This window comes from Mesorhizobium sp. U510 (assembly GCF_059180695.1).
The window spans coordinates 686,798-709,329 of record NZ_CP180532.1 but is presented as its reverse complement, the minus strand read 5'-3'; the positions used below and the strand labels follow the sequence as shown (position 1 = coordinate 709,329).

At 62.9% G+C, this 22,532-nt stretch carries 24 protein-coding genes and 1 tRNA gene; 20 read left to right on the top strand and 5 right to left on the bottom strand.

Going from position 1 to position 22,532, the window contains the following annotated elements:
* Positions 1–60 precede the first annotated feature (60 nt).
* Positions 61–1,257 (top strand): GGDEF domain-containing protein, encoded by a 1,197-nt coding sequence (locus ACLGL5_RS05395; RefSeq protein ID WP_038650542.1) that lies wholly within the window; start codon positions 61–63, stop codon positions 1,255–1,257.
* Positions 1,258–1,330: 73 nt separating this feature from the next.
* Positions 1,331–2,542 carry a GGDEF domain-containing protein gene (locus tag ACLGL5_RS05390; protein WP_069090500.1) on the top strand — a complete coding sequence of 404 codons (1,212 nt, stop codon included), beginning with the start codon at positions 1,331–1,333 and terminating at the stop codon, positions 2,540–2,542.
* 61 nt (positions 2,543–2,603) lie between these two features.
* On the opposite strand, the gene ACLGL5_RS05385 is transcribed toward ACLGL5_RS05390, so the two are convergent.
* Positions 2,604–2,966 (bottom strand): hypothetical protein, encoded by a 363-nt coding sequence (locus ACLGL5_RS05385; RefSeq protein ID WP_019862012.1) that lies wholly within the window; start codon positions 2,964–2,966, stop codon positions 2,604–2,606.
* A 168-nt stretch (positions 2,967–3,134) separates the two neighbouring features.
* On the opposite strand from ACLGL5_RS05385, the gene ACLGL5_RS05380 reads away from it, so the two are divergent.
* The 6 genes from ACLGL5_RS05380 to ACLGL5_RS05355 all read left to right on the top strand — a co-directional run bounded on the left by ACLGL5_RS05380 (position 3,135) and on the right by ACLGL5_RS05355 (position 7,982).
* Positions 3,135–3,758 (top strand): hypothetical protein, encoded by a 624-nt coding sequence (locus ACLGL5_RS05380; protein WP_348628479.1) that lies wholly within the window; start codon positions 3,135–3,137, stop codon positions 3,756–3,758.
* Between the two features lie 347 nt (positions 3,759–4,105).
* On the top strand, positions 4,106–4,525 hold the full coding sequence (gene sdhC, locus ACLGL5_RS05375; RefSeq protein WP_069090498.1) for a succinate dehydrogenase, cytochrome b556 subunit: 420 nt from the start codon (positions 4,106–4,108) through the stop codon (positions 4,523–4,525).
* Positions 4,526–4,527: 2 nt separating this feature from the next.
* The gene (gene sdhD / locus ACLGL5_RS05370) at positions 4,528–4,926 is read left to right on the top strand and encodes a succinate dehydrogenase, hydrophobic membrane anchor protein (protein WP_069090497.1); all 399 of its coding nucleotides are present in this window, start codon (positions 4,528–4,530) and stop codon (positions 4,924–4,926) included.
* Between the two features lie 28 nt (positions 4,927–4,954).
* Positions 4,955–6,763 carry a succinate dehydrogenase flavoprotein subunit gene (gene sdhA, locus ACLGL5_RS05365; protein ID WP_171903230.1) on the top strand — a complete coding sequence of 603 codons (1,809 nt, stop codon included), beginning with the start codon at positions 4,955–4,957 and terminating at the stop codon, positions 6,761–6,763.
* Positions 6,764–6,765: 2 nt separating this feature from the next.
* Positions 6,766–7,203: a DUF3052 family protein gene (locus tag ACLGL5_RS05360; protein ID WP_019862004.1), complete on the top strand. Its 438-nt coding sequence runs from the start codon at positions 6,766–6,768 to the stop codon at positions 7,201–7,203.
* Positions 7,203–7,982, top strand: a complete 780-nt coding sequence (locus ACLGL5_RS05355; RefSeq protein WP_010912301.1) for a succinate dehydrogenase iron-sulfur subunit — start codon at positions 7,203–7,205, stop codon at positions 7,980–7,982. The genes ACLGL5_RS05360 and ACLGL5_RS05355 overlap by 1 nt, the downstream gene beginning before the upstream one ends.
* Positions 7,983–8,095: 113 nt before the next feature.
* Here ACLGL5_RS05355 and ACLGL5_RS05350 read toward each other — a convergent pair.
* Positions 8,096–8,170: transfer RNA gene (locus ACLGL5_RS05350), tRNA-Ser, on the bottom strand.
* A gap of 221 nt (positions 8,171–8,391) precedes the next feature.
* On the opposite strand from ACLGL5_RS05350, the gene ACLGL5_RS05345 reads away from it, so the two are divergent.
* The 3 genes from ACLGL5_RS05345 to ACLGL5_RS05335 all read left to right on the top strand — a co-directional run bounded on the left by ACLGL5_RS05345 (position 8,392) and on the right by ACLGL5_RS05335 (position 11,598).
* Positions 8,392–8,865 carry a hypothetical protein gene (locus tag ACLGL5_RS05345; protein WP_069090496.1) on the top strand — a complete coding sequence of 158 codons (474 nt, stop codon included), beginning with the start codon at positions 8,392–8,394 and terminating at the stop codon, positions 8,863–8,865.
* Positions 8,866–9,169: 304 nt separating this feature from the next.
* Positions 9,170–10,813 carry a sulfatase-like hydrolase/transferase gene (locus ACLGL5_RS05340; RefSeq protein WP_245307000.1) on the top strand — a complete coding sequence of 548 codons (1,644 nt, stop codon included), beginning with the start codon at positions 9,170–9,172 and terminating at the stop codon, positions 10,811–10,813.
* Positions 10,814–10,968: 155 nt separating this feature from the next.
* Positions 10,969–11,598: a YceH family protein gene (locus tag ACLGL5_RS05335; RefSeq protein ID WP_069090494.1), complete on the top strand. Its 630-nt coding sequence runs from the start codon at positions 10,969–10,971 to the stop codon at positions 11,596–11,598.
* A 70-nt stretch (positions 11,599–11,668) separates the two neighbouring features.
* Here ACLGL5_RS05335 and ACLGL5_RS05330 read toward each other — a convergent pair whose 3' ends face one another.
* Positions 11,669–12,094 carry an OsmC family protein gene (locus ACLGL5_RS05330; RefSeq protein WP_069090493.1) on the bottom strand — a complete coding sequence of 142 codons (426 nt, stop codon included), beginning with the start codon at positions 12,092–12,094 and terminating at the stop codon, positions 11,669–11,671.
* 254 nt (positions 12,095–12,348) lie between these two features.
* Between ACLGL5_RS05330 and ACLGL5_RS05325 the strand changes: the two genes are divergently transcribed.
* The 4 genes from ACLGL5_RS05325 to ACLGL5_RS05310 all read left to right on the top strand — a co-directional run bounded on the left by ACLGL5_RS05325 (position 12,349) and on the right by ACLGL5_RS05310 (position 14,223).
* Complete coding sequence (locus ACLGL5_RS05325; protein ID WP_038650525.1) at positions 12,349–12,576, top strand: hypothetical protein; 228 nt, start codon at positions 12,349–12,351, stop codon at positions 12,574–12,576.
* A complete protein-coding gene (locus tag ACLGL5_RS05320; RefSeq protein ID WP_019861998.1) occupies positions 12,573–12,929 on the top strand; it encodes a YciI family protein in 357 nt (118 codons plus the stop codon). Before ACLGL5_RS05325 ends, ACLGL5_RS05320 begins: the two co-directional genes overlap by 4 nt.
* A gap of 158 nt (positions 12,930–13,087) precedes the next feature.
* Complete coding sequence (locus ACLGL5_RS05315) at positions 13,088–13,615, top strand: hypothetical protein (protein WP_069090492.1); 528 nt, start codon at positions 13,088–13,090, stop codon at positions 13,613–13,615.
* Positions 13,616–13,824: 209 nt separating this feature from the next.
* Positions 13,825–14,223, top strand: coding sequence for a GFA family protein (locus tag ACLGL5_RS05310; RefSeq protein ID WP_083246480.1), 399 nt, complete (start codon positions 13,825–13,827; stop codon positions 14,221–14,223).
* Here ACLGL5_RS05310 and ACLGL5_RS05305 read toward each other — a convergent pair.
* Positions 14,220–15,479 (bottom strand): ubiquinone biosynthesis hydroxylase, encoded by a 1,260-nt coding sequence (locus ACLGL5_RS05305; RefSeq protein ID WP_019861993.1) that lies wholly within the window; start codon positions 15,477–15,479, stop codon positions 14,220–14,222. The genes ACLGL5_RS05310 and ACLGL5_RS05305 overlap by 4 nt on opposite strands.
* 98 nt (positions 15,480–15,577) lie before the next feature.
* Here ACLGL5_RS05305 and tesB point away from each other — a divergent pair, with 98 nt between their 5' ends.
* From tesB to ACLGL5_RS05285, 4 genes are all read left to right on the top strand, one after another.
* Positions 15,578–16,438: an acyl-CoA thioesterase II gene (tesB, locus tag ACLGL5_RS05300; RefSeq protein ID WP_019861992.1), complete on the top strand. Its 861-nt coding sequence runs from the start codon at positions 15,578–15,580 to the stop codon at positions 16,436–16,438.
* A gap of 322 nt (positions 16,439–16,760) precedes the next feature.
* Positions 16,761–17,099: a P-II family nitrogen regulator gene (locus ACLGL5_RS05295; protein ID WP_013528889.1), complete on the top strand. Its 339-nt coding sequence runs from the start codon at positions 16,761–16,763 to the stop codon at positions 17,097–17,099.
* Between the two features lie 31 nt (positions 17,100–17,130).
* Positions 17,131–18,492, top strand: coding sequence for an ammonium transporter (locus tag ACLGL5_RS05290; RefSeq protein ID WP_019861991.1), 1,362 nt, complete (start codon positions 17,131–17,133; stop codon positions 18,490–18,492).
* A 333-nt stretch (positions 18,493–18,825) separates the two neighbouring features.
* On the top strand, positions 18,826–19,101 hold the full coding sequence (locus ACLGL5_RS05285; protein WP_019861990.1) for a hypothetical protein: 276 nt from the start codon (positions 18,826–18,828) through the stop codon (positions 19,099–19,101).
* A 141-nt stretch (positions 19,102–19,242) separates the two neighbouring features.
* Here ACLGL5_RS05285 and ACLGL5_RS05280 read toward each other — a convergent pair whose 3' ends face one another.
* On the bottom strand, positions 19,243–19,614 hold the full coding sequence (locus tag ACLGL5_RS05280) for a hypothetical protein (protein ID WP_069090489.1): 372 nt from the start codon (positions 19,612–19,614) through the stop codon (positions 19,243–19,245).
* Positions 19,615–19,809: 195 nt separating this feature from the next.
* Between ACLGL5_RS05280 and ACLGL5_RS05275 the strand changes: the two genes are divergently transcribed.
* Entirely contained in the window at positions 19,810–22,473 is a 2,664-nt protein-coding gene (locus ACLGL5_RS05275; RefSeq protein WP_494372882.1) for a DNA translocase FtsK, read from the top strand.
* The last annotated feature ends 59 nt before the right edge of the window (positions 22,474–22,532 follow it).

The following is a 22,532-nucleotide window of genomic DNA, read 5'->3' as shown; positions in this document are numbered from 1 at the left end:
TTGTTTGGGCTTGCGCCCTATGGTCTTCCCTCACGTCACGCGAGGGGAAGTCACCGTCCTTTGGACACCGGCCTGTTGATAGCGCTGCTCAATCCGACGATCGCGCTGGCCCTCGGCGCGGCCTTCCTCGTGCTATGGGCCTATCAGCGTCACCGGCCCTATCTGGCCGTGCTGGCGCTCAGCTATTGTGTTTCGGCGCCCGGCTTTCTGTTCCAGTATTTCACCTTGCCCATCGGCATGGTGCTGACCAAGCTGGTGTCCAACATCTGCTTCGCCATCGCCGGCTGCTGCCTGTCGAGCGCCATCGTCGCCCGTTATGGCCGCAAGGTGCCCTATGTGGCGATCGGCGTGCTGGCCGGTGGTGGGCTGGCCTCGTTCTGCTGGTTCCTCTTCGTCGCGCCTGATCTCACCTGGCGTATCCTGGCGATGAATTTCGCCTTCGGCGGCCTCAGCCTTCTGGTCGCCGCCGAACTCAGGCCGGTGCGCAACAATGGCCCGACCGAGAAGATCCTGTTCGTGCTGTCGCTGCTGTCGGGCCTCAACTTCTTCGTGCGAACCCTCGTCGTCGTCATCGCGCACGGGCCGTTCACCAGCTATGACGGATTCTACAACTCGTCCTACTGGACGACGGCGCTGCTGTCGCATGCGCTGCTGTCGCTGCTGATCGCGCTTTGCCTGTTCACCGCCGCGGCCCTCGACGTGATGAAGGCGCTGAAGGCCGAGACGCATACCGATCCGCTTTCGGGCCTGCTCAACCGGCGCGGCTTCGAGGAGCGCGCGGCCCAGCTTCTGCGACACTGCGCAATGGCCAGGTTCCCGGTGGCGCTGGTGCTGGCCGACCTCGATCATTTCAAGGCGCTCAACGATGTGCACGGGCATGCCGCCGGCGATCGGGTGATCGCCGATTTCGCCGCCAAGCTCCGGTCGGCCACCGGCGCGCGCGGCGCTGCCGGGCGCATCGGCGGCGAGGAATTCGCCGTGCTTCTGCCGCTCAGCGATCTCGCCGCCGCGCGGCTGTTCGCCGAGGCTGTGCGCACGCTCTACTCGGCAGGCGGCGTCGACGGGCTTCCCGCCGGCACCAAGGTCACCGCCAGTTTCGGCGTGGCGGCCCGCAGCGGCGAGGAAGCGCTGGAGCCGTTGATGCGGCGTGCCGACGAGGCGCTCTACAAGGCCAAGAAAAACGGCCGCGACAGCGTGCGCCTGTCGTACGAACGGCCCGAAACGCTGTTCGTGCCGGAGCCGTCCAAGGCCGGCTGAAGCCGTACGTCCCAGCACACGTTAACGTCTTTTTCGCCCGTCGGTGTTAGGTGACACACGGGGTGCGAAAGAGATGAGCGGCGCGAACTTCATCCTGTTGATCAATCTGTCGGTTGCGGGCCTGCTGGCAGCATCCTTCATGGCGGTCGCGTTTCATGATGTCGGCCGCGCTCCGGCGCGCTGGTTTGCTTCTGGCTATGTGCTGGGCATGGTCTACTCGGCGATCGAATTCAGCATTCCCGCCTTCACCGATGCCCGGCTGCCGGTGGTCACTGCCTTCGCGGTTTTCCTGGGCGCAACAATAGCCTTCAACGTCGGACTGGCCCGCAAATACGGCGTCGCGCCGCCATGGTCGCCGATGCTGTTCTTCCTGGTCGCCGCCACCATCGTCGTCTATTTCGTACAAGACCTGCCGCGCCAGTCGCTGGTCCGCATGATGGCCTACCAGCTCCCCTATGCCGTCATGCAATTCGTCGGATTGGCCATCGTCTGGTCGTCCAGGCAAAGGCGCGGCCGGCTCGATCGCATCCTGATGGCGGTGCTCGCCGCCAGCGCTGTGCAGTTCGCCTCAAAGCCGTTCATCGCGCATGCCTTTGGCGGCTGGGGCGCCAATCCGCAGGCCTATCTGCAAAGCAGCTACGCGCTGGTGTCGCAATCGCTCGGCACCGTCTTTGCCCTGGCCATGGCGCTGCTGACGCTGGCCATCCTGGTCCGCGATGTGTTGGCCGAAGTGACGTCGAGATCGGAGACCGATACGCTTTCGCGACTGCTCAATCGCGGTGCCTTCACGCGCCAGGCCGAGCAGGCCGTGCTTGGCGCCATGCGGCAAGGCGTGCCGGTCGCGCTGGTCATCGCCGATCTCGATCATTTCAAGAGCATCAACGACAATTTCGGCCATGCCTCCGGCGACCGGGTGATCGAGACCTTTGCCGGTTCCCTGCGCGAAGCCGCCGCCGGGCACCATGTCGCGGGCCGCATCGGCGGGGAGGAATTCGCCATCATCCTGCCGGGAACCAATCTGGCCGCCGCCCGGCTGTTCGCCGAGGGCACGCGCAGCGCGTTCGGCGCGCTGCGCATCGACGGGCTGCCCGCGGACATCAGCTGCACGGCGAGTTTCGGGGTTGCCGAACTTCATCCCGGTGAAACCACCGCCGATCTCATGCGGCGCGCCGACGAGGCGCTCTACCTGGCGAAGAATGCGGGGCGCGACTGCGTCCGTGTCTCGGCCGGGCCGGGAGGCGAGTGGTCGTCCAGCGCAATCGTCATCAATTCCAGATCAGCATGACGTTGGTCGAATCGTCATCCTGATCCACCTCTTCGCCGTTTCCGTGAAACGGTGAAACGCTCTAGCGGCAGGGGCTGAGTTCCGGCATCTCGCCGTCGGAAAGCCCGTACATGTAGCTGCGGCCTTTGACGAAGACCGGCGGCCGGTAGCAATCGCTATAGCCTGAAATCTCGTCGGATTCATTCTGGTAGATCACCTTGGGCTGGCCGGCGCTGGTGTAGTCGGCCAGCTTCTTGGCCAGCTTGCCTTCGCCGACGATGATGCGCTTGTAGCCGGCGGCGCTGTCGATGACGAGATTGCCGAAGGAATCGGCGTAGACGCGATCCTGGTGGCGCCCATTGGCCAGCGTGGGCGTCGCCAGGCTGGCGAGCGAAACCGCTACCATAAGCGCCGAGAGGCGTGATCTGCTTGAGTTCGAACGCATGGCGTCTTCCTGATGGTTAGAGGCCAAAGCGCGTCGAGACGCGCTTTTTGATTTCTTGTCTGGATGCATGTCGTTGCCCCAAAACCGCTGACGCACTTTTGGGCGACATGCATGGCTCCTCGAATCAGAAATTAACCTTTTCTTAACCTTTGTTAAGAGGCCGGCGCGTTGCGCGGCGATGTCTCGTCAAACATGGTTAATTTCCGACTGGAGGGAAAACCCGATAGCCATCATTCGGCCATGCTTGGCGGCACCATCGCGGCCGGCATCGAATGGACCCAAAGGCAGCCTCGGGGCAACCTTGATCTTGGTGCAACATCGTGGCTAGTCTGCCGCGCGGGAGGACAGCATATGGCGCTACGCCAGACGGTTTGGGTGTCCGTTTTCCCGTTGCTTGCCGTCGTTGCGGCCTGTGTGCCGCAGGATGGCGCGCCAAAAGCGGCCAATGTCGTCTCGCCCGCGCCGGCACAGCAGTCCATCGCAGCCGCGGCTCGCCCGGCATCCGCGCCTCCGGCACCGGCAACCAAGATCACCACCGATCTCACGGCGCCGCGATCCACAGTGGGTACGGCAACCTATGGATGCGGCAATGGCAGCACGATCACCATTCAGAATCTCGGCTCGTTGTTGCGTGTGATCGAGCCGAATGGCACGACCGAAGAGTTTGCGGCGTCGCCCGCCAACCAGTCCAGCCGCTACCAGGAAGCCGCCACGCATAACGCAATCGTGATCGACGGGCGTGAGGCGCTGGTGATGAAGAGGGGCTCGACGCCGCAGACCTGCAGGCGCTAGGCCGCACGGCCAGGAAGTCGCTTATGCTGCACTGCAGCGATATCGAGCCGGCTTTGGGTCCTCCGCCCCTAATCGATTGAAGCCCGAGCCTGCCTTTTTGTCAGACTAAATGACGTTTCCAAAACGATTTTCTGGCTTTGACGCGGTGCAAAAAGAGCATTAGAAACCGGCTGTCCGAAGTCGCAACCGGAAGCGGCAATGCCGTATTTCCACCTGAGGCTAAAAGCGCGTCGCGCCGAAACGGATTCATGCGACGCGCCTCGGATTCTTGTTTAGTGCATGCCGTCCTCCCAAAACCGAGGTCACTTTTGGGCGACATGCACGAAGACGCCGAACCTGGGGGAGCCATGAGCAAATCACCAGCCACCCGCGAATTCGCCAGACGAGAACGGCCGCTTTCGCCGCACCTGACGATCTACCGGCCGCCGATCACCATGACGATGTCGATCATCCATCGCATCACCGGCGGGGCGCTTTACTTCGGCACGCTGCTGGTCGCGGTCTGGCTGATGGCGGCGGCAAGCTCGCAGGCGACCTTCGACTGGGTCAACTGGGCCTTCGGCACCTGGCTCGGCCGGCTGATCCTGTTCGGCTACACCTGGGCGCTGATGCACCACATGCTGGGCGGCGTGCGCCACCTGGTCTGGGATACGGGCGCCGGGCTGGAAAAGCATACGGCCTCGAAGATCGCCTGGGCGACGCTTGTCGGCTCGGTCCTGCTCACCTTGCTGATCTGGACCGCCGGCTACATGGCGCGAGGAGCCTGATCATGAGCGGCAAGAACAATACCGATATGCGCACGCCGCTGGCGAAAGTCCGCGGTCTCGGCTCCGCCCGCGAGGGCACCGGTCATTTCTGGCGCCAGCGCCTGACCGCAATCGCCAACATCCCGCTGACGCTGTTCTTCGTCGGGTTCCTGATCGCGCTCAACGGCGCCGGCTATGCGGAAGTGCGCGCGGCGCTCGCCAATCCGTTCGTGGCGCTGATGCTGGCCCTGGTGCTGATCTCCGGGCTCATCCATATGCGGCTCGGCATGCAGGTGATCATCGAGGATTACATCACCAGCGAAAGCCTGAAGCTGGCGACGATCGCGCTCAACACATTTTTCACCGTAGCGGTCGGCGTCGCCTCGATCTTCGCCCTGCTCAAGCTGGCATTCGGAGGCTGAGTTGGCCAAGGACGCGAAATCAGCCAAAATGGCAGGCTATAATTTTGTCGACCACAAATTCGACGTGGTGGTGGTCGGCGCCGGGGGCGCGGGCCTGCGCGCCACGCTTGGCATGGCCGAACAGGGCCTGCGCACCGCCTGCATCACCAAAGTGTTCCCGACGCGCTCGCACACGGTGGCGGCGCAAGGCGGCATTGCCGCTTCGCTGTCCAATATGGGCCCCGATTCCTGGCAGTGGCACATGTACGACACCGTCAAGGGGTCGGACTGGCTCGGCGATGTCGACGCCATGGAATATCTGGTGCGCGAAGCGCCGGCCGCGGTCTACGAGCTCGAACACTATGGCGTACCATTCTCGCGCACCGAAGAGGGCAAGATCTACCAGCGGCCGTTCGGCGGCCACATGATGAATTACGGCGAAGGCCCGCCGGTGCAGCGCACCTGCGCCGCCGCCGACCGCACCGGCCACGCCATCCTGCACACGCTCTACGGCCAGTCGCTGAAGAACAACGCGCAGTTCTTCATCGAGTATTTCGCGCTCGACCTGATCATGGAGCCGGACGGCACCTGCACCGGCGTCGTTGCCTGGAACCTCGATGACGGCACCATCCACCGCTTCTCGGCCAAGATGGTGGTGCTGGCGACCGGCGGCTATGGCCGCGCCTATTTCTCGGCCACCTCGGCCCACACCTGCACCGGCGACGGCGGCGGCATGGCGTCGCGGGCCGGCTTCCCGCTGCAGGACATGGAATTCGTGCAGTTCCACCCGACCGGCATCTACGGCGCCGGCTGCCTGATCACCGAAGGCGCGCGCGGCGAGGGCGGCTATCTCGTCAATTCCGAGGGCGAGCGCTTCATGGAGCGCTACGCGCCGTCCGCCAAGGACCTTGCCTCGCGCGACGTCGTCTCACGCTGCATGACGCTGGAGATCCGCGAGGGCCGTGGCGTCGGCAAGAACAAGGACCACATCTTCCTGCATCTCGACCACCTCGATCCGGCCGTGCTGCATGAGCGGCTGCCCGGTATTTCGGAATCGGCCAAGATCTTCGCCGGCGTCGACCTGACCAAGGAGCCGATCCCGGTGCTGCCGACGGTGCACTACAATATGGGCGGCGTGCCGACCAACTACTGGGGCGAGGTGCTGAACCCGACGACGCGCAGCCCCGACAAGGTGTCGCCCGGACTGATGGCGGTCGGCGAGGCCGGCTGCGCCTCGGTGCACGGCGCCAACCGGCTGGGCTCGAACTCGCTGATCGACCTGGTGGTGTTCGGCCGCGCCGCGGCGATCCGCGCCGGCCAGGTCATCGACCGCAAGTCGGCGATCCCGTCACCCAACGAAGCCTCGGTCGAGAAGATCATGGACCGCTTCGACGGGCTGCGCCACGCCAATGGCTCGACGCCGACGGCCGTGCTGCGCGAGAAGATGCAGAAGGCGATGCAGGAAGACGCCGCCGTGTTCCGCACGCAGGAATCGCTGGAGAAAGGCTGCAAGCGCATTTCGCAGATCTGGGGCGAGCTCAAGGACATCAAAGTGTTCGACCGCTCGATGATCTGGAATTCCGACCTGGTCGAGACGCTGGAGCTGGAAAACCTGATGGCCAACGCCATCACCACCGTCTACAGCGCCGAGGCGCGCAAGGAGAGCCGCGGCGCGCATGCCCGTGAAGACTTTTCGGCGCGCGACGACGCCACCTGGCGCAAGCACACGCTGGCCAGGGTGAGCGAAGACGGCAAGGTGACGCTCAGCTACCGGCCTGTGCACACCGAGCCGCTGCTGGCCGAAAAGGACGGCGGCATCAGCCTCGCCAAGATCGCGCCCAAGGCCAGGGTGTACTGACGATGGCGCTGGCGGGCACGGGATATTCCAGCAAGCCCCTTCCGGCCAAGCTCGGCCTGAAGGACGGCATGATTGCCGCCTTCATCGCGCTGCCGCCGGAGCTCGACGAACTGGCCGGCGCCGTCGATTTCGCCGAGGTCTACCGGCTGGCCGAATGGTCCGACATTTCGGGCAGCCATCAAAGATACGACGCCGTGCACGCCTTCACCAAACAACGCGCCGAGATCGAGGATCGCCTCGGCGATGTCGAGGCGGCGATCAAGCGTGACGGCATGGTCTGGGTGTCGTGGCCGAAGAAGGCATCGAAAGTGCCGACCGACGTCACCGAGGGTGTCGTCCGCACCGAAGCGCTGAAGCGCGACCTTGTCGACGTCAAGGTCGCCGCCGTGAATGAAGTCTGGTCCGGGCTGAAGCTCGTCATCCGAAAGGACCTGAGGTAATGGTCGAACTGACGCTCCCCAAGAATTCGAAGATCCAGCAGGGCAAGACCTGGCCGAAGCCGGAGGGTGCCACCAATCTGCGGGAATACCGCATCTACCGCTGGTCGCCGGACGATGACGAGAACCCGCGCATCGACACCTATTTCGTCGACATGGACGATTGCGGGCCGATGGTGCTCGACGCGCTGCTCTGGATCAAGAACAAGATCGACCCGACGCTGACCTTGCGCCGCTCCTGCCGCGAAGGCATTTGCGGCTCCTGCGCCATGAACATCGACGGCTCCAACACGCTGGCCTGTACCAAGGGCTGCGACGACATTTCCGGCGCCGTCAAAGTCTATCCGCTGCCGCATATGCAGGTGGTGAAGGATCTGGTGCCCGACCTCACCAATTTCTACGCCCAGCACGCCTCGATCGAGCCGTGGCTGAAGACGGTGTCGCCGCAGCCGGCCAAGGAATGGCTGCAGAGCCATGAGGACCGCGAGAAGCTCGACGGGCTCTACGAATGCATATTGTGCGCCTGTTGCTCGACCTCGTGCCCGAGCTATTGGTGGAACGGCGATCGCTATCTCGGCCCGGCAACCCTCTTGCAGGCCTATCGCTGGCTGATCGACAGCCGCGACGAGGCCAAGGGCGAGCGGCTCGACAATCTCGAGGACCCGTTCCGGCTCTATCGCTGCCACACCATCATGAACTGCGCGCAGACCTGCCCCAAGGGCCTCAACCCGGCCAAGGCGATCGCCGAGATCAAGAAGATGATGGTGGAGCGGCGGGTTTAGTTGCCGGATGCCGTGCGATGACTATCGCACCGGAAGCCGTCGAGGCGGCCGGGAGCGGCACTCTCTGTTTTTGGCAGTCAGCAATTTACTGGAATGCGACTGTTAGAGAGGCAGAGAGTGGGCGGGGCTCGAACCCGCGTCCCCTCGCTTAGCAGGCGAGCGCTCTATCCAACTGACGCTACCACTACGCAACCCTTACGGGTTGATCGTGTTCGCACGACTGGCAGGTCATGTGGGATAGCCGCTGTGCGGTTTCAAGTCACTTGTTCCGAAGCAATGAATACCTTTGGATACAGGTAACGAACTCTGCGGTCGCGCATCAATCGACTCGCCTTCCCCCAAGAATCAGGCAAGCTACATCCTAGTTCAGCCAATTGAGTCGATGAAATTCTGACAATTGGAGAGATCAATGGTGCGCAGGATTCGAGCAGGCAACGTAAAAACCGCTTTGTATGAAATTACGAAAGAACTGGTGGCGAAAGGCACATACTCTACCCCAAATGCTGTCAGGGAATTGAGATCTAAACACGGAAAGGCAGTCGATACCGATCTCCAAGATGTCTTGGATATGGGCCTAAAAGTTATTGCTGGCATTGTTCGTTCCAGGCCCAATGGGAATGCCGACCAAGGTGACCTCACGCGAGAATTGGGGATCCGAGAATTCGAGACGTTCTTCTTCAACGGCCCAGACGGAAAATCCGAGAGTAAGGTTGTGAATGTTTTGGATTCGACCCTTGAGGTCTATGACGCTCGCGTGGTTCCGGTGAAAAAATCGCGCGCTGCGCTGAATGTAAAAGAGGGTTCGGCCAAATATTTCGAGGAAATGCGAGAGCAGGGACTGGTGGGTGTGACGCTTCGTAGATACCTCGCTGATCGTAGGTAGAACCTGCGGTGCGGCAGATGTTTGGCTCGCGCATCGAGCGCTATGAGTTTCGGCTCGGCAGTTCTCGCTCACTTCGCTGCCGCCATCCTTGATTTGCTCCTGTTCGGCGGGCCGCCGGCCGCGCCCGGTCTTGTTTCAAACATGTCGCTTGCTAGTCTGGGGCGCCGAGGGAGTCTTGGTGACTAATATTAGCGACAGCTTAAGTAATTGATTGCTAGTTGCGCGCGATTACTTGTATTGTCTTAGTGTAGTTTTAAGCAGTCACCGATATTCACTTTCGAGATCGCGGTTCGAGTGTAAAGCGGTGCGCGGCTTCATCGTGAATGGGTGTTCAGTATCTGGGCCATTGATCAGCGCCACAACAGTCGGCTCGCTCACCTGGCTTGTGTCGCTGATCTATTTTCAGGAGAAGGGGCTGCTTGCGGCTCTCGGTTTGGGGGTTTTGATCGCGCTTCTCTGGCTTGACGGGTTCCGGGACAAGAAGGCGGATCGGCAGGGAAGCCGGTGGTTCAGGCCCTATTTCTCGCTCTTCCCCTGCCTTCTATTCCTTGTCTATGTCTATCTGGAAAGCGTCTTCGGCTATTTTGACTGGGGTGCGATGTTCATGCATGCCGGCGCCGGGATGCTGACGCCCGGTGTCGTCTTTGAGTATTTGTGGAATACCGGAAGCACGATGCTGGTTATTCTGGTCGTTCTTCTCGGTCTCGGCGCACTGAAGGCGCGCGGTACGCTGACGAGAGGATTGGATGTCGCCCTGATGGCGTTCTTCCTGGCGGCAAACCCGATGCTGACACGTCCGATCGCGGCAGCAATTCATCCCAATCCCCTGCATGATTTCCTGTCCAAGCGGTTCGTCGATATTGCCGCTTTGGCAGAGCCGGAGGTTGCGGCAGCATCCGTGGCCGTCGCGCCCAGCAACCTCGTTCATATTTTCATCGAAAGCGCCGAGCGCTCCTACATGAACGAGGCGGAGTTCGGTGACGTCATGGGTCCGCTGCTCGAATTCGATAGGCGTGGGGTTTCGGCGAGCAACATGGTGCAGCTTGCCTACACCAACAACTCCATCTCAGGGATGGTCGCTGCGAATTGTGGAACGCCGCTGCTGATAACGTTCTTCACATCGCGCCAATACCTGGAGGAGCATTCGCAATTCCTGCCTGGCCTGACCTGCCTGGGCGATGTTCTGAAGGCACGGGGTTATCAGCAGAACTTTGTTACCGGTTGGCCACTCAGCTTCACCGGTCAGGGGACATTCTATTCTACCCATGGCTACTCATCGCTTTTCGGGGGCCCCGAAGTGGTGGCCGCGGTCGCCGGGCGCGGCAACAGTTTCGGCGCCGACGACGCTGAAGTCCTGGATTTGAGCTTCGACATTTTGCGGCGTGCGCAGCGCGGCGGCAAACCGTTCTCTTTGACGATCGCCGTCAGCGGTGGGCACGCGATGGATGGCTACCTGACCGACAAATGTATCGGCAAGACGGGACTTTCCCCGCAAGCCCCCAATATTCTCCACGCCGTGAAATGCACCAACATGCTCGTTGCCGACTTCATTCACAAAGCCGAAGCCGACGGTCTGATGGCGAACACCGTTCTGGTGCTGCAAAGCGACCATCTCAGTGCACCTAGCGCGGTGACGGACCGCCTGGACAAGTATGAACGACGCAACTTTTTCTCCCTCTCGGGGGATGGCATTCCGTCCAAGACATATACCGGACTTTCGGGCACGATCGACATATTCCCCACCATCCTCGACGCGCTGGGCGTGCCGCCCCCCAATGGCCAGGCCGCCTTTGGCGTCTCGCTGCTCGGGGATCGGCCGACGCTGGCCCAGGAACTTGGACAGGACCTGCTCGATGACGCGGTCTATGCCGAGGATATCCTCGTCAGATCATTCTGGCAGCCGAAACCTGAGCGGAAGGCCGAGGCGCCTAGGACTAATGCCCTCTAGTGCCGAAGCGCGCCGGTGCAAATGTCCGATGCCAGATAGCGCCCTGATGCGAGAAAAGGCTGAAAAGTGTGACGCTTCGTAGCGCATTCGTCGATCGAAAATGGGAGACGTTTCGCGGACGGTCATGGTATCGGAAGCTTTGGGTATAGAAATCCATGAGCGAAGACCTTCCCATCCTCTCCCCCATCGAAGCGCGCGTGCTCGGCTGCCTGATCGAGAAGAAGGAGCTGACGCCTGACGTCTATCCGCTGACGCTCAACGCAGCCCTTGCCGCCGCCAACCAGAAGACGGCGCGTGACCCGGTCATGGCGCTGGAGCAGACGGAGGTGCACCGGGCGCTGAAGCTGCTCGAGCAGAAGGGGCTGGTGCGGCAGATGTTCGGTTCGCGCGTCGAGCGCTACGAGCATCAGATGGCGCAGCGCTTCTCGCTGACCACGCCACAGACCGCCTTGATCGGCCTGCTCCTGCTGCGCGGACCGCAGACGGCGCATGAACTGTTGGCTCGAGCCGAGCGCATGGCGCGATTTTCATCGATCGAGGATCTGCGCGCTGAACTCGACATGCTGATCGGCCGGCGGCCGCCGCTTGTCCAGGAAATCCCGCGCGGACCAGGCCAGCGCGAGGATCGCTACGTGCATCTTCTCGCCGGCCCGGTGGACGTTGCAGCCCTGTCGGCCCAGCGTAGCGCGCCGGCCATGCCTCACTCCGACCTCGAAGCGAGGGTGGAAGCGCTGGAGCAGGAAGTCGCGGCCCTTCGCGCCCGGCTTGACGCGCTGGGCGGCTGAGGCCACCTGGAGTTGTTCACATTAAAACGCCGGCTCTCAGGCCGGCGTTTGTCGCTTCTGGTTACCCCGCTCAGCCGAGCTTGGCGTCGAGCGACACCTTGATGGCGCCGAGCGCCTTGGAGACCGGGCATTCGGCCTTGGCCTTCTCGGCCAATTCCTTGAATTTAGCCGCATCGATGCCGGGCACCTTGCCGACCAGCGTGATCGCGCTGCCTGTGATGCCGGTGCCCGGAACCAGCGTCACCACGGCCTTGGCGTCGAGTTCGGCGGCGGGCGTGCCGTTCTCGGCCAGGAAGTGCGAAAGCTGCATGGCGTAGCAGCCGGCATGTGCCGCCGCGATCAGCTCTTCCGGGTTGGTGCCGGATTTGCCGCTTTCATCCTCGAAGCGCGCCTTGAACGAATAGGGCGTGCCCTTGAGCGTCCCGCTCTGGCTGTCGAGCGTGCCTTTGCCTTCTTTCAGATTGCCTTTCCAGACGGCGGTTGCGGTGCGGTCCATGAAGTCCTCCTTGGTTGCCGTGAACTTGGGGTTGTCGTGAACTTGGTCCGGGTGAAGCCCGGCGTCCGGTCAACTATAGCGCGGGTCGGCGCGAAGACCACTGCACTGTTTGGACCACGGCACGATGACGGCGCATTTGCCTTCGGAAAAATCCGGGCAGCCAGGAAAAAAATAGTCGCGCAAAAATGTCGACTTCGATCCAGCCCGTCCGTCCTGTGGGCGGCCATGGGATTTGTGGCCTGATGGAGGTTCACATGGACAATCTTTTTTTCGCACTGTGGAAGAGCCCGGGCCATGGGCCTGAGCGACAGGAAGACTTCTGGCTGGATCCGCCGGCGCCCGTCTTCGCCAGGCTGCTGGCGGCGGTCGCCATCATCGGGGTCGCGACATGCCTTCTCGACCATGCGGCGGCCATCGACGGCAAGGCTGACACGCTCGTCGTCGCATCCTATGGTTCGTCTCAGCAGGAGAGCTCGCGATGAAATATGTCTGCCTGGTTTATGGTGAGGAAAAGGACCTCTACGCATTGACCGTGGAGCGCGGGGCCAAGCTCGACGCGGATTCACTGGCCTATGACAGGTCCCTGGACCAGGAGGGCAAGCTGATCATCGCGCAGGCGCTGCAATCGGTGAGAACGTCGAAGTCGGTGCGCCGGCGCGAGGGCAAGCGCCTCGTCACCGACGGCCCTTTCGCCGAAACCAAGGAGCAACTGCTCGGCTTCGTCATGGTCGAGGCCGACACTCTCGACGAAGCGCTGGACATCGCCGCCGGTATTCCGCTGGCCGAACTCGGCACGGTCGAGGTCCGGGCGATCTACACTATACCGGGGTCTTAGGTGGTGCCTGGCCTTGGCGGCTGAGGCTACAAACCGGCTGTTTAATCGCCTAAGTTTCACCAGCCGCAATTGAAGTTTCTTCGCCGCAAGCAACTCTCGCGTGTTGAAGCGGCGCGACAGTTCTCTTATCGTCCCTCGGATTTCCGAGGGATTTCGACATGCCTTTCCTGATTGCTGTCCTTGGCGTGCTGGGTGCGGCGGCGTTCTGGTGGTACCGGATGAAGGCCATGAACGATGCCGCGCGCGAGGTCGCCGATGTCGTCGGGCGCGTGCAAGGCAACATCAGGCGCAAGAAACTGCGCAAGCAGGCGGCCCTGTCGCCGCTCACGGCGATCGACGATCCGGTGGTGGCCGCCGCGACGCTGATTACCGCGATCGTTTCCGAGAACGGCCCCGTGCTGCCGCAGCGCGAGGCCGTCATCCGCGCTGTAATCTCCGAGATCGCCGACAAGAAGAAAACCGACGAGGCGGTGATCTACGCCAAATGGGCGGCGGCGCAGATCGACGACACCACGATCGTCATCGACAAGCTGGCGCCGTTCCTGCGCGAACGTCTCGACGTCGCCGAGCGCAACGATCTGCTGCAGATGGTCAACCGCGCCGCCCAGGGTGGCGAGAAGCGCCTCGAGATCGCCGACCAACGCATGCTGCGGCTGCGGCAGAAGCTTGGTTTTGAAGTGAACTAGGCTGTGGCCATATTCGCCGGCGTATTGGCGAGGCGCTCTCGGCTGCGGACTCACAAAGGCGCAGCGACAGTCTGATGGCCGCCAAGATCATGCACAATCGCTTGCTTCGAATGTCGGAATTGGGCTCGCGCTCAGCGCATTTCATGGCGGCTCCCCCACTACGACCGGTATAAATTATCGGTCAGTCGATTGGCTCAAGGAGAATTCGCATGCGCGGTCATTGTTTATGTGGCGCCATTGCTTTTGAGGTCGATGGTCCGGCACAAGCATGCGTGAGCTGTCATTGTGAAAGTTGTCGGCGGCAATGTTCTGCGCCGATGACCACCTATATTGGCGTCTTGGACGACCAATGGCGATGGCTGAGCAAGCCTCCGAAGGTCTTCAACTCTTCTCCCGGTGTGGAAAGAACATTTTGCGATCACTGTGGCTCGCCACTGTCTTTCCGCTCAAAGAGCATGTCCGGTGTCATGCATTTTTTTGCCGCGGCGATGGAGGACCCGGAAAAATTTGCACCAACGCTGCATGTCGCTTTTGAGGAGAAGCTCCCCTGGCTGAAACTCGCCGACGGCCTGCCGACACGTTTTGGGCCTGACTATACGAAAGGCTAGATCGCCTCGCCTTTCAGCAGCCGCGGCGTGTCCGCGGACAATCCCGACGCCTGCCGGATGAAAAACTCCTTCAGGCGCGGCATGCGCTCGACGAGGCCGAGGCCGATGTCGCGCACGGTGCGCAGCGGGGTGATGTCGTTGGAAAACAGCCGGTTAAGCACATCCGTCGTGACGCCCATCTGCACCGTGTCGAAACGGCGCCATTGCTGGTAGCGTTCGAGCACGTCGAGCGCGCCGATGTCCTGGCCGAGCCGGTCGGCCTCGACGATCACTTCGGCAAGTGCGGCCACATCCTTGAAGCCGAGATTGAGGCCCTGGCCGGCGATCGGATGGATGCCGTGGGCGGCGTCGCCGGCAAGGGCCACGCGCGGGGCGACGAAGGCGCGCGCGATGGTGAGGCCGAGCGGCCAGGCGCGCGGCTTGTCGGCAACGCGGATCTCGCCGAGCTTCAGGCTGAAACGCTGTTCCAGTTCATGCTCGAAGACGAGGTCGTCGCCTTCCACCAGCGTTTTGGCATCCTCCGTGCGTTCGACCCAGACGATCGACGAGCGGTTGGTGCCGTCTTCGTCGGGTTTCAGCGGCAGCGTGGCGAAGGGGCCGGCGGGCAAGAAGTGCTCTTCGGCGCGGCCATTATGCGGGCGTTCATGCGCCACGGTGCAGACGATGCCGGACTGGCCATAGTCCCACTTCACCGTCTTGATGCCGGCCATGTCGCGCAGCTTCGAATTGACGCCGTCGGCGGCGACCAGCAGCCGTGCCGTCAGCGCGGCGCCGTCGGCCAGATGCACGGTGATACCGGCGCCATTGGTCTCGAAACCCTGCACCGCGACGCCTTCGATGATGTCGATGCCGAGCTTTTCGGCCCTGGCGCGCAAGGCGCCGTTGAGCGACTTGTTGGCGACCATATGGGCGAAGGGCTCGCCCGGCGCCACTTCGCCGCCAAAGGTCAGGAAGACCGGGCGCACAGGATCGGCGCTGCGCGAATCGGTAATGATCATCTCGGTGATCGCCTGCGCCTGCGGCGCGATCTCGGCCCAGACGCCGAGCTGGTCGAGCATGCGGCAGGCGGCAGCGGCAATGGCCGAGGCGCGGCCGTCGCGTTGCCAGGCGCCGGCGGGCGCGGCATCGACCAGCGCCACGGCCAGATGCGGTCGCGCCTGTTTCAGCGAGACGGCGGTGGCCAGGCCGACATAGCCTGCTCCGGCGACGAGGACATCGAGCCCGGATCTGGTCTTGGCGTCCGCCTTGCGTTCCATGCCTTGGCTCCTTGCGCGTCGGCCCGGGCTCGCGCCCTTGACGGCTCGTTCTTCCTGTCGGAAACCGCCATAGCAATTTTGCGGCGAGGTCACAAAACATGACGGCGGCGATCGACGAGCTTCTGAGCATTCTCGACCTCGAGAGGCTGGAACACAATCTGTATCGTGGTCGCAGCCCCCAGGTGGAGTGGCAGCGCGTGTTCGGCGGCCAGACCATCGCCCAGGCGCTGGTAGCGGCGCAGCGGACGGTGGAGCCGGACCGCTTCGTGCATTCGCTGCACGGCTATTTCATGCGGCCGGGCGACATCAGGGTGCCGATCGTCTACGAGGTCGACCGCATCCGCGACGGCGGCTCCTTCACCACTCGACGCGTGCTGGCGATCCAGCACGGACAGGCGATCTTTTCGCTGGAAGCCTCGTTCCAGGTCGACGAGAAGGGGCTGGAGCACCAGTTCGCGCTGCCCGACGACGTGCCGCCGCCGGAAGGGCTGCTGACGCAGCGCCAGCTGCTCGAAAGAGCCGAGCGTGTGCCGGAGGCGGTGCGCCGCTTCTGGGCGCGCGAACGGCCGCTGGAACTCAGGCCGGTCAATCTCCAGCACTATGAAAGCCGCGACAAGCTGCCGCCCCGGCAGAACGTCTGGATCCGCCTTGGCGGCCCGGTTCCCGATGACCGCGCGCTGCAATCGGTGCTGCTGGCCTATCTCTCCGACATGACGCTATTGGACACCTCGACCTTCGCGCATGGGCGCGGCCTGTTCGATCCCGATATCCAGGCGGCGAGCCTCGACCATTCGATGTGGTTCCATCGGCCGCATTCGCTCGACGGCTGGCTGCTCTATGCGCAGGACAGCCCGTCGAGTTCGGGGTCGCGCGGCTTCAGCCGCGGCACGCTCTATGCGCGCGACGGCACGCTGATCGCCTCGATGGCCCAGGAAGGGTTGATCCGGCTCAAGCGTTGAGCATTGCGAGTCTTGTTTGAGCAGGATCACTGGGCAAACGAAAACCGTTTGTCCGGGAAAACCGGGCTCGACTTTTCGGGATCATGCTCAAAGCTGGCAAATTAGGCAAATTCGAAAAATTGCATATTTTTTGAGCATGTGGCGTGCCGCAGGCATTGGCACCCGCTGCCTCCCATCGCCTCATTCCCTGTGTTTACAACAGGTTAACATGCTGCTTCGGCACTTGGCACGGAGCTTGAATCCTTGTGTGCACTCTCCGGCTCTTTGGGATCGGTGAAGTCGTGCAAACGCGGGGGACCGCAACAGCAAAGGGTGAAACCTTATGAAAATCGTGATGGCAATCATCAAGCCGTTCAAGCTGGACGAGGTACGCGAAGCGCTTACCGCCGTCGGCATCCAGGGCCTGACCGTCACCGAAGTCAAAGGCTACGGGCGTCAGAAGGGACATACGGAAATCTATCGCGGAGCGGAATACGCGGTCAGTTTCCTGCCGAAGATCAAGATCGAGGTCGCTGTCAGTGCCGACATGGTCGACAAGGCCGTCGAAGCCATCACCGCCGCGGCCAAGACCGGCCAGATCGGCGACGGCAAGATCTTCGTTTTCGGCATCGATCAGGCGGTGCGCATCCGCACCGGCGAAACAGACACCGACGCGCTCTGAGCGGCGAACACGTATTCCAATGGAGAGTTCAATGAATATTTCTTCCACCTTGAAGACGACGGGACGGGCGGCCCTTCTGGGCTCGCTTGCTCTGGCAGCATTGGGCAGCGTCGCCGCCTTTGCGCAGGAAGCCGCTCCGGCCGCTGCCGCCGCCGCACCGGCTGCCGCGCCCACCCCGGTGCTCGACACCGGCAACACCGCCTGGATGCTGACCTCGACGGCCCTGGTGTTGATGATGACCATTCCGGGCCTGGCGCTGTTCTACGGCGGCATGGTGCGCAAGAAGAACGTGCTCGCCACCATCATGCAGAGCTTCGCCATCACCTGCCTGGTAACGGTGCTGTGGTTCATGTTCGGCTATTCGCTGGCCTTCACCACCAATGAATCCGCCAGCATGAACAGCTACATCGGCGGCTTCTCGAGATTCTTCCATCACGGCATCACCGTCTCGACGCTGTGGCTGCCAGGGGTCGCGAACATTCCTGAGTTCGTCTTCTCGATGTTCCAGATGACCTTCGCCATCATCACGCCTGCCCTCATCGCCGGTGCCTTCGCCGAGCGCATGAAGTTCTCGGCGCTGCTGATCTTCATGGCCCTGTGGCTGCTGGTCGTCTATGCGCCGATCGCGCATTGGGTCTGGGGTGGCGGCTTCCTTGGCGCGGCCGGCGTGCTCGACTTCGCCGGCGGCACGGTCGTCCATATCAACGCCGGTGTCGCGGGCCTGGTCTGCGCGCTGGTCCTGGGCAAGCGCGAAGGCTACGGCACCACCAACATGGCGCCGCACAACCTGGTCTATTCGGTGATCGGCGCTTCGCTGCTGTGGGTCGGCTGGTTCGGCTTCAACGCCGGTTCGGAACTGGCAGCCGACGGCCTTGCCGGTGCCGCCATGCTCAACACCCAGGTCGCCACCGCCGCGGCGGCTCTCGCCTGGATGTTCGCCGAATGGATCGTCGCCAAGAAGCCCTCGGTGCTCGGCATCATCTCGGGCGCCGTCGCCGGTCTCGTCGCGGTGACGCCGGCTTCCGGCTTCGTCAACCCGACCGGCGCCTTCATCGTCGGCATCGTCGCCGGCGTGGTCTGCTACATCTCGGCGGTCAAGGTGAAGCACATGTTCGGCTATGACGACTCGCTCGATGCCTTCGGCGTCCATGGCGTCGGCGGCGTGGTCGGTGCGTTGCTGACCGGCGTGCTCGCCGATCCGGCGATCAATGCACTCGGCAAAGACGCTTCCATCGGCAAGCAGCTCTACGGCATCGTCTTCACCATCCTGTGGACGGCGATCGCCACCTTCGTGATCCTCTACATCGTCAAGGCGCTGGTCGGCCTGCGTCCGACGACCCAGGAAGAGGTCGAAGGCCTCGACATCTCCCAGCATGGCGAAGTGGTGCCGTAAGGCAAGCTTCGCCATGGGGCCGGCGGATCCTCCTCCCGCCGGCCCCATATTCTCACGCAATCCCGGGAAAACCTGCAATTCGGCTTTCCCGGAGCTACTCCAGAGATCCCGTCGTGACGTTCTCGAAAGAGGCTCACGCATTGAGGCCCGAAGCAATTCGGGCCTCTTTTTTTGGAAAATCGAACGCTTCGAAAAGAAGAAGGAGGAATCGTTTTTCGATGCGATCACGTTCGCGTGATCAGCCAACGAGAAGAAACATAGAGCCTCCCGGCTCCGTACTGGAGGTGCGAGCGCCGTTCTGGTGCTCGCTACCAACAGGGAAGGAACCAACTGATGAACATCAAGAACATCTTCCTGGGAGCACTGGCTCTGTCGATGGTCGGCGGCGTTGCGCTTGCTGGCGCGCTCGACGAGCCTGACAATATGGCGCCGTTCTTCACCGATGCCGGCATGAAGACCATGAAGTCCGAGGCGGATTTCAAGGCAGCCTGGGCCTCGACGGCCAAGGACAAGCAGGACCAGATGATGAAGGAGTGCCAGGACGCAGCGATGAGCAAGCCTCACGCCGAATTCTGCGCCAACCTGATGATGTACGCCGGTCACAAGTGATCGCGCGGGATCGGGCAGAAGGCCCGATCCTTTTGTTGTCGAGCGAAACGATGGCGGGTCCAGGTGCCCGCCATTGTTTCGTTTGCCGGTACGCCTTGGCGGAGACCGCAGGCGTTCCCGATGCCCGTCCGATGGCGGAGTCTATCCGCCGGTGCCGTCGTCCATCATGGTGTTTGTCAGCGCCTCATAGGCACTGCTGCACATCTGGGAACGGGGGCAATTGCGGACAATCAACGTCGGCGCCACCGTCAGTACGGCCGCAATCAGAATTTGCAGGCCTAGACCCGGCACCCCAAATGCCTTGCCGAAGAGAGCCCTGTACAGAAAATACAGGCCCTGTATCAGGCAGGCGGAGGCGAGCAGGTGCAGGAGCGGGCCGGTCGCCCTGGCAAAGGGCGTCACGTGACCATCCGGAAAGCCCACCATCCCGAGTTCGACAAACCAGTGCGCAGCAAGCAGGAGACTAAGCCCTGCCCAGGCCAGGGCCGCCCCGCGAAGGAAGATAGACCGCATGCCTCTATCCACCCCGGTGGCCGCACGGCGACATTGCACATCCCGCCCGCTTCCGCTGCAACCTGAAGTGACGAGTTTGATGATCTCAACCTCTTATAGTTAATGCCCCCTTAACCTTCCCACCGATAGTCTGGCATCCGAATCTGCCGGAGTGCGTCATGCGCTAGGGCCAGGCAATCACTGACGGGGAAGAGCATGCGTTCAGGGGCTTCAGCACCGCTCGCGATGACCGATACGGGGCACGGCATCCAGGCTTTCGCGCGGCGCCAGGTCGGCCGGCTGGTCGGCGCCGGCATGTTTCTGGCTGTGGCCTTCGGGGTTGCCAGCCTCGCCACCTGGAACGTTGCCGATCCAAGCTTCTCGCACGCCACCAACAACACCGTCACCAACGCCATGGGCTATGCCGGCGCGGTTTTCTCCGACCTCGCCATGCAGTTCTTTGGCCTTGCCGCGGTTGCGGCGCTGGTTCCGGCTGTCATCTGGGGGTATCTCTTGTTTTCGGCGCGCGGCGTCGACAGGCTGCCCAAGCGCGGGCTGTTCTGGTTCGGCTTCGCGCTGCTCGCCGCCGCCATCGCCGGCTGCATCGTTCCGCCCAAGACCTGGCCGCTGCCCACCGGCCTCGGCGGCGTGTTTGGCGACATGGTGCTCAAGATTCCCGGCGTGCTGATCGGCGGCTATCCGACCGGGCTGATCGCCAGCGTGCTCGCCGTGCTGCTGGCCGTGCCGGCGCTCTGGCTGTTCGCCTATGGCTCGGCGCTGATCGGGCGCAAGAACGGCTTCGCCGTGATGGAAAAGCCGGCGGCCGCGGACCCGCGCGAGGACGATCTTCTGTTCGACAATGAAGAGGATGAGGGCGACGAGGGCATATTGGCGCTCGGCGCCATCACCCATTGGTGGCTGTCGTTGCGCGCGTGGATGCATCGCCGCGCGGTGCGCCGCAGGCAGGAACGCGACGAGTACGAGCCGGAGATGGAGCCGCGCCCCAGCGCCTGGCGGCGTGCCGCCGAGCGCGTCGAATTGGCCGAATTCGCCGAGCAACGGATGAGCCCGGATGGCCGCGCCCGCGTCGAGCCGGAATTCTTCGCCGCCATGGTCAATGACCGCAGCGTATCCGTCGATCCGGACGATGACGACATCTTCGACCGCGACGACGAGGACATGGATTTCGACGAGGAGCCCGTCACCCAGCGCCGTGCGGCGCCAACGGCCAAGGTGCAGCAGTTCCGTTCGGATGCCGCCACCCGCGTCGAGGCGCCGGCGCCGCGCCCGGCGCCTGGCGCACGCGTCCAACGCGAGGCGCAGACCTCGCTGATCGGCTCCGACAAGTTCGAAATGCCGTCGCTGCATTTCCTGTCCGAACCGAAGAACGTCGCACGTGACCCGAGCCTGTCGAAGGATGCGCTGGAACAGAATGCGCGTCTGCTTGAAGGCGTGCTGGAGGATTTCGGCGTCAAGGGCGAGATCATCGCCGTGCGCCCGGGTCCCGTCGTCACCCTCTATGAGCTGGAACCCGCGCCCGGCATCAAATCGTCGCGGGTCATCGGCCTCTCCGACGACATCGCCCGCTCGATGAGCGCGATCGCCTGCCGCGTCGCCGTGGTGCCCGGCCGCAACGCCATCGGCATCGAATTGCCGAACGCCAAGCGCGAGACGGTGTATCTGCGCGAGATCATGGCGAGCCGCGATTTCGAGACGACCAAGGCAAAGCTCGCGCTGGCGCTGGGCAAAACCATCAATGGCGAGGCCGTCATCGTCGACATCGCCAAGATGCCGCACGTGCTGGTCGCCGGCACCACCGGCTCCGGCAAGTCGGTCGCCATCAACACCATGATCCTGTCGCTGCTCTACCGGCTGACACCGCAGGAATGCCGGCTGATCATGATCGATCCGAAGATGCTGGAACTCTCCGTCTATGACGGCATCCCGCATCTGCTCACGCCGGTCGTCACCGATCCGAAGAAGGCGGTGGTGGCGTTGAAATGGACCGTGCGCGAGATGGAGGACCGCTACCGCAAGATGTCCAAGGTCGGCGTGCGCAACATCGACGGGTTCAACGCACGGGTCCAGCTGGCTGAGAAAAAGGGCGAAAAAATCTCGCGCACCGTGCAGACCGGCTTCGACCGCCAGACCGGCGAGGCGATCTACGAGACGGAGGACCTCGATCTCGAGCCGATGCCCTACATCGTCGTCATCATCGACGAGATGGCCGACCTGATGATGGTCGCCGGCAAGGACATCGAGGGCGCGGTGCAGCGCCTGGCGCAAATGGCGCGCGCCGCCGGCATCCATGTCATCATGGCGACGCAGCGTCCGTCGGTCGACGTCATCACCGGCACCATCAAGGCCAACTTCCCAACCCGCATCTCCTTCCAGGTGACATCGAAGATCGACAGCCGCACCATTCTGGGCGAGCAGGGCGCCGAGCAGCTGCTCGGCATGGGCGACATGCTCTACATGGCCGGCGGCGGCCGCATCCAGCGCGTGCATGGCCCCTTCGTCTCCGACGACGAGGTCGAGAAGATCGTCGGGCACCTGAAGCTGCAGGGCGTGCCCGAATATCTCGACGCCATCACCGAGGATGATGACGAGGATGAGGACGAGCCGTCCGGCAAGGGCGGTGGCTCCGGCGGCGGTGGCGGCGGCAATTTCGAGGATTCCGACGACCCCTACGACCAGGCGGTGGCGGTGGTGCTGCGCGACGGCAAGGCGTCGACCAGCTACATCCAGCGCCGGCTCGGCATTGGCTATAACCGCGCCGCCTCGATCATCGAGAAGATGGAAAAGGAAGGCATCGTCGGCCCGGCCAACCATGCCGGAAAACGCGAAATCCTGGTGCCGACCGAGGACGACAAGTTCTGATGGCGGGGAGCTCACGGCAACTTTGAACCCTCTGGCGCGTTCAGCAACCAAGCAGCGTT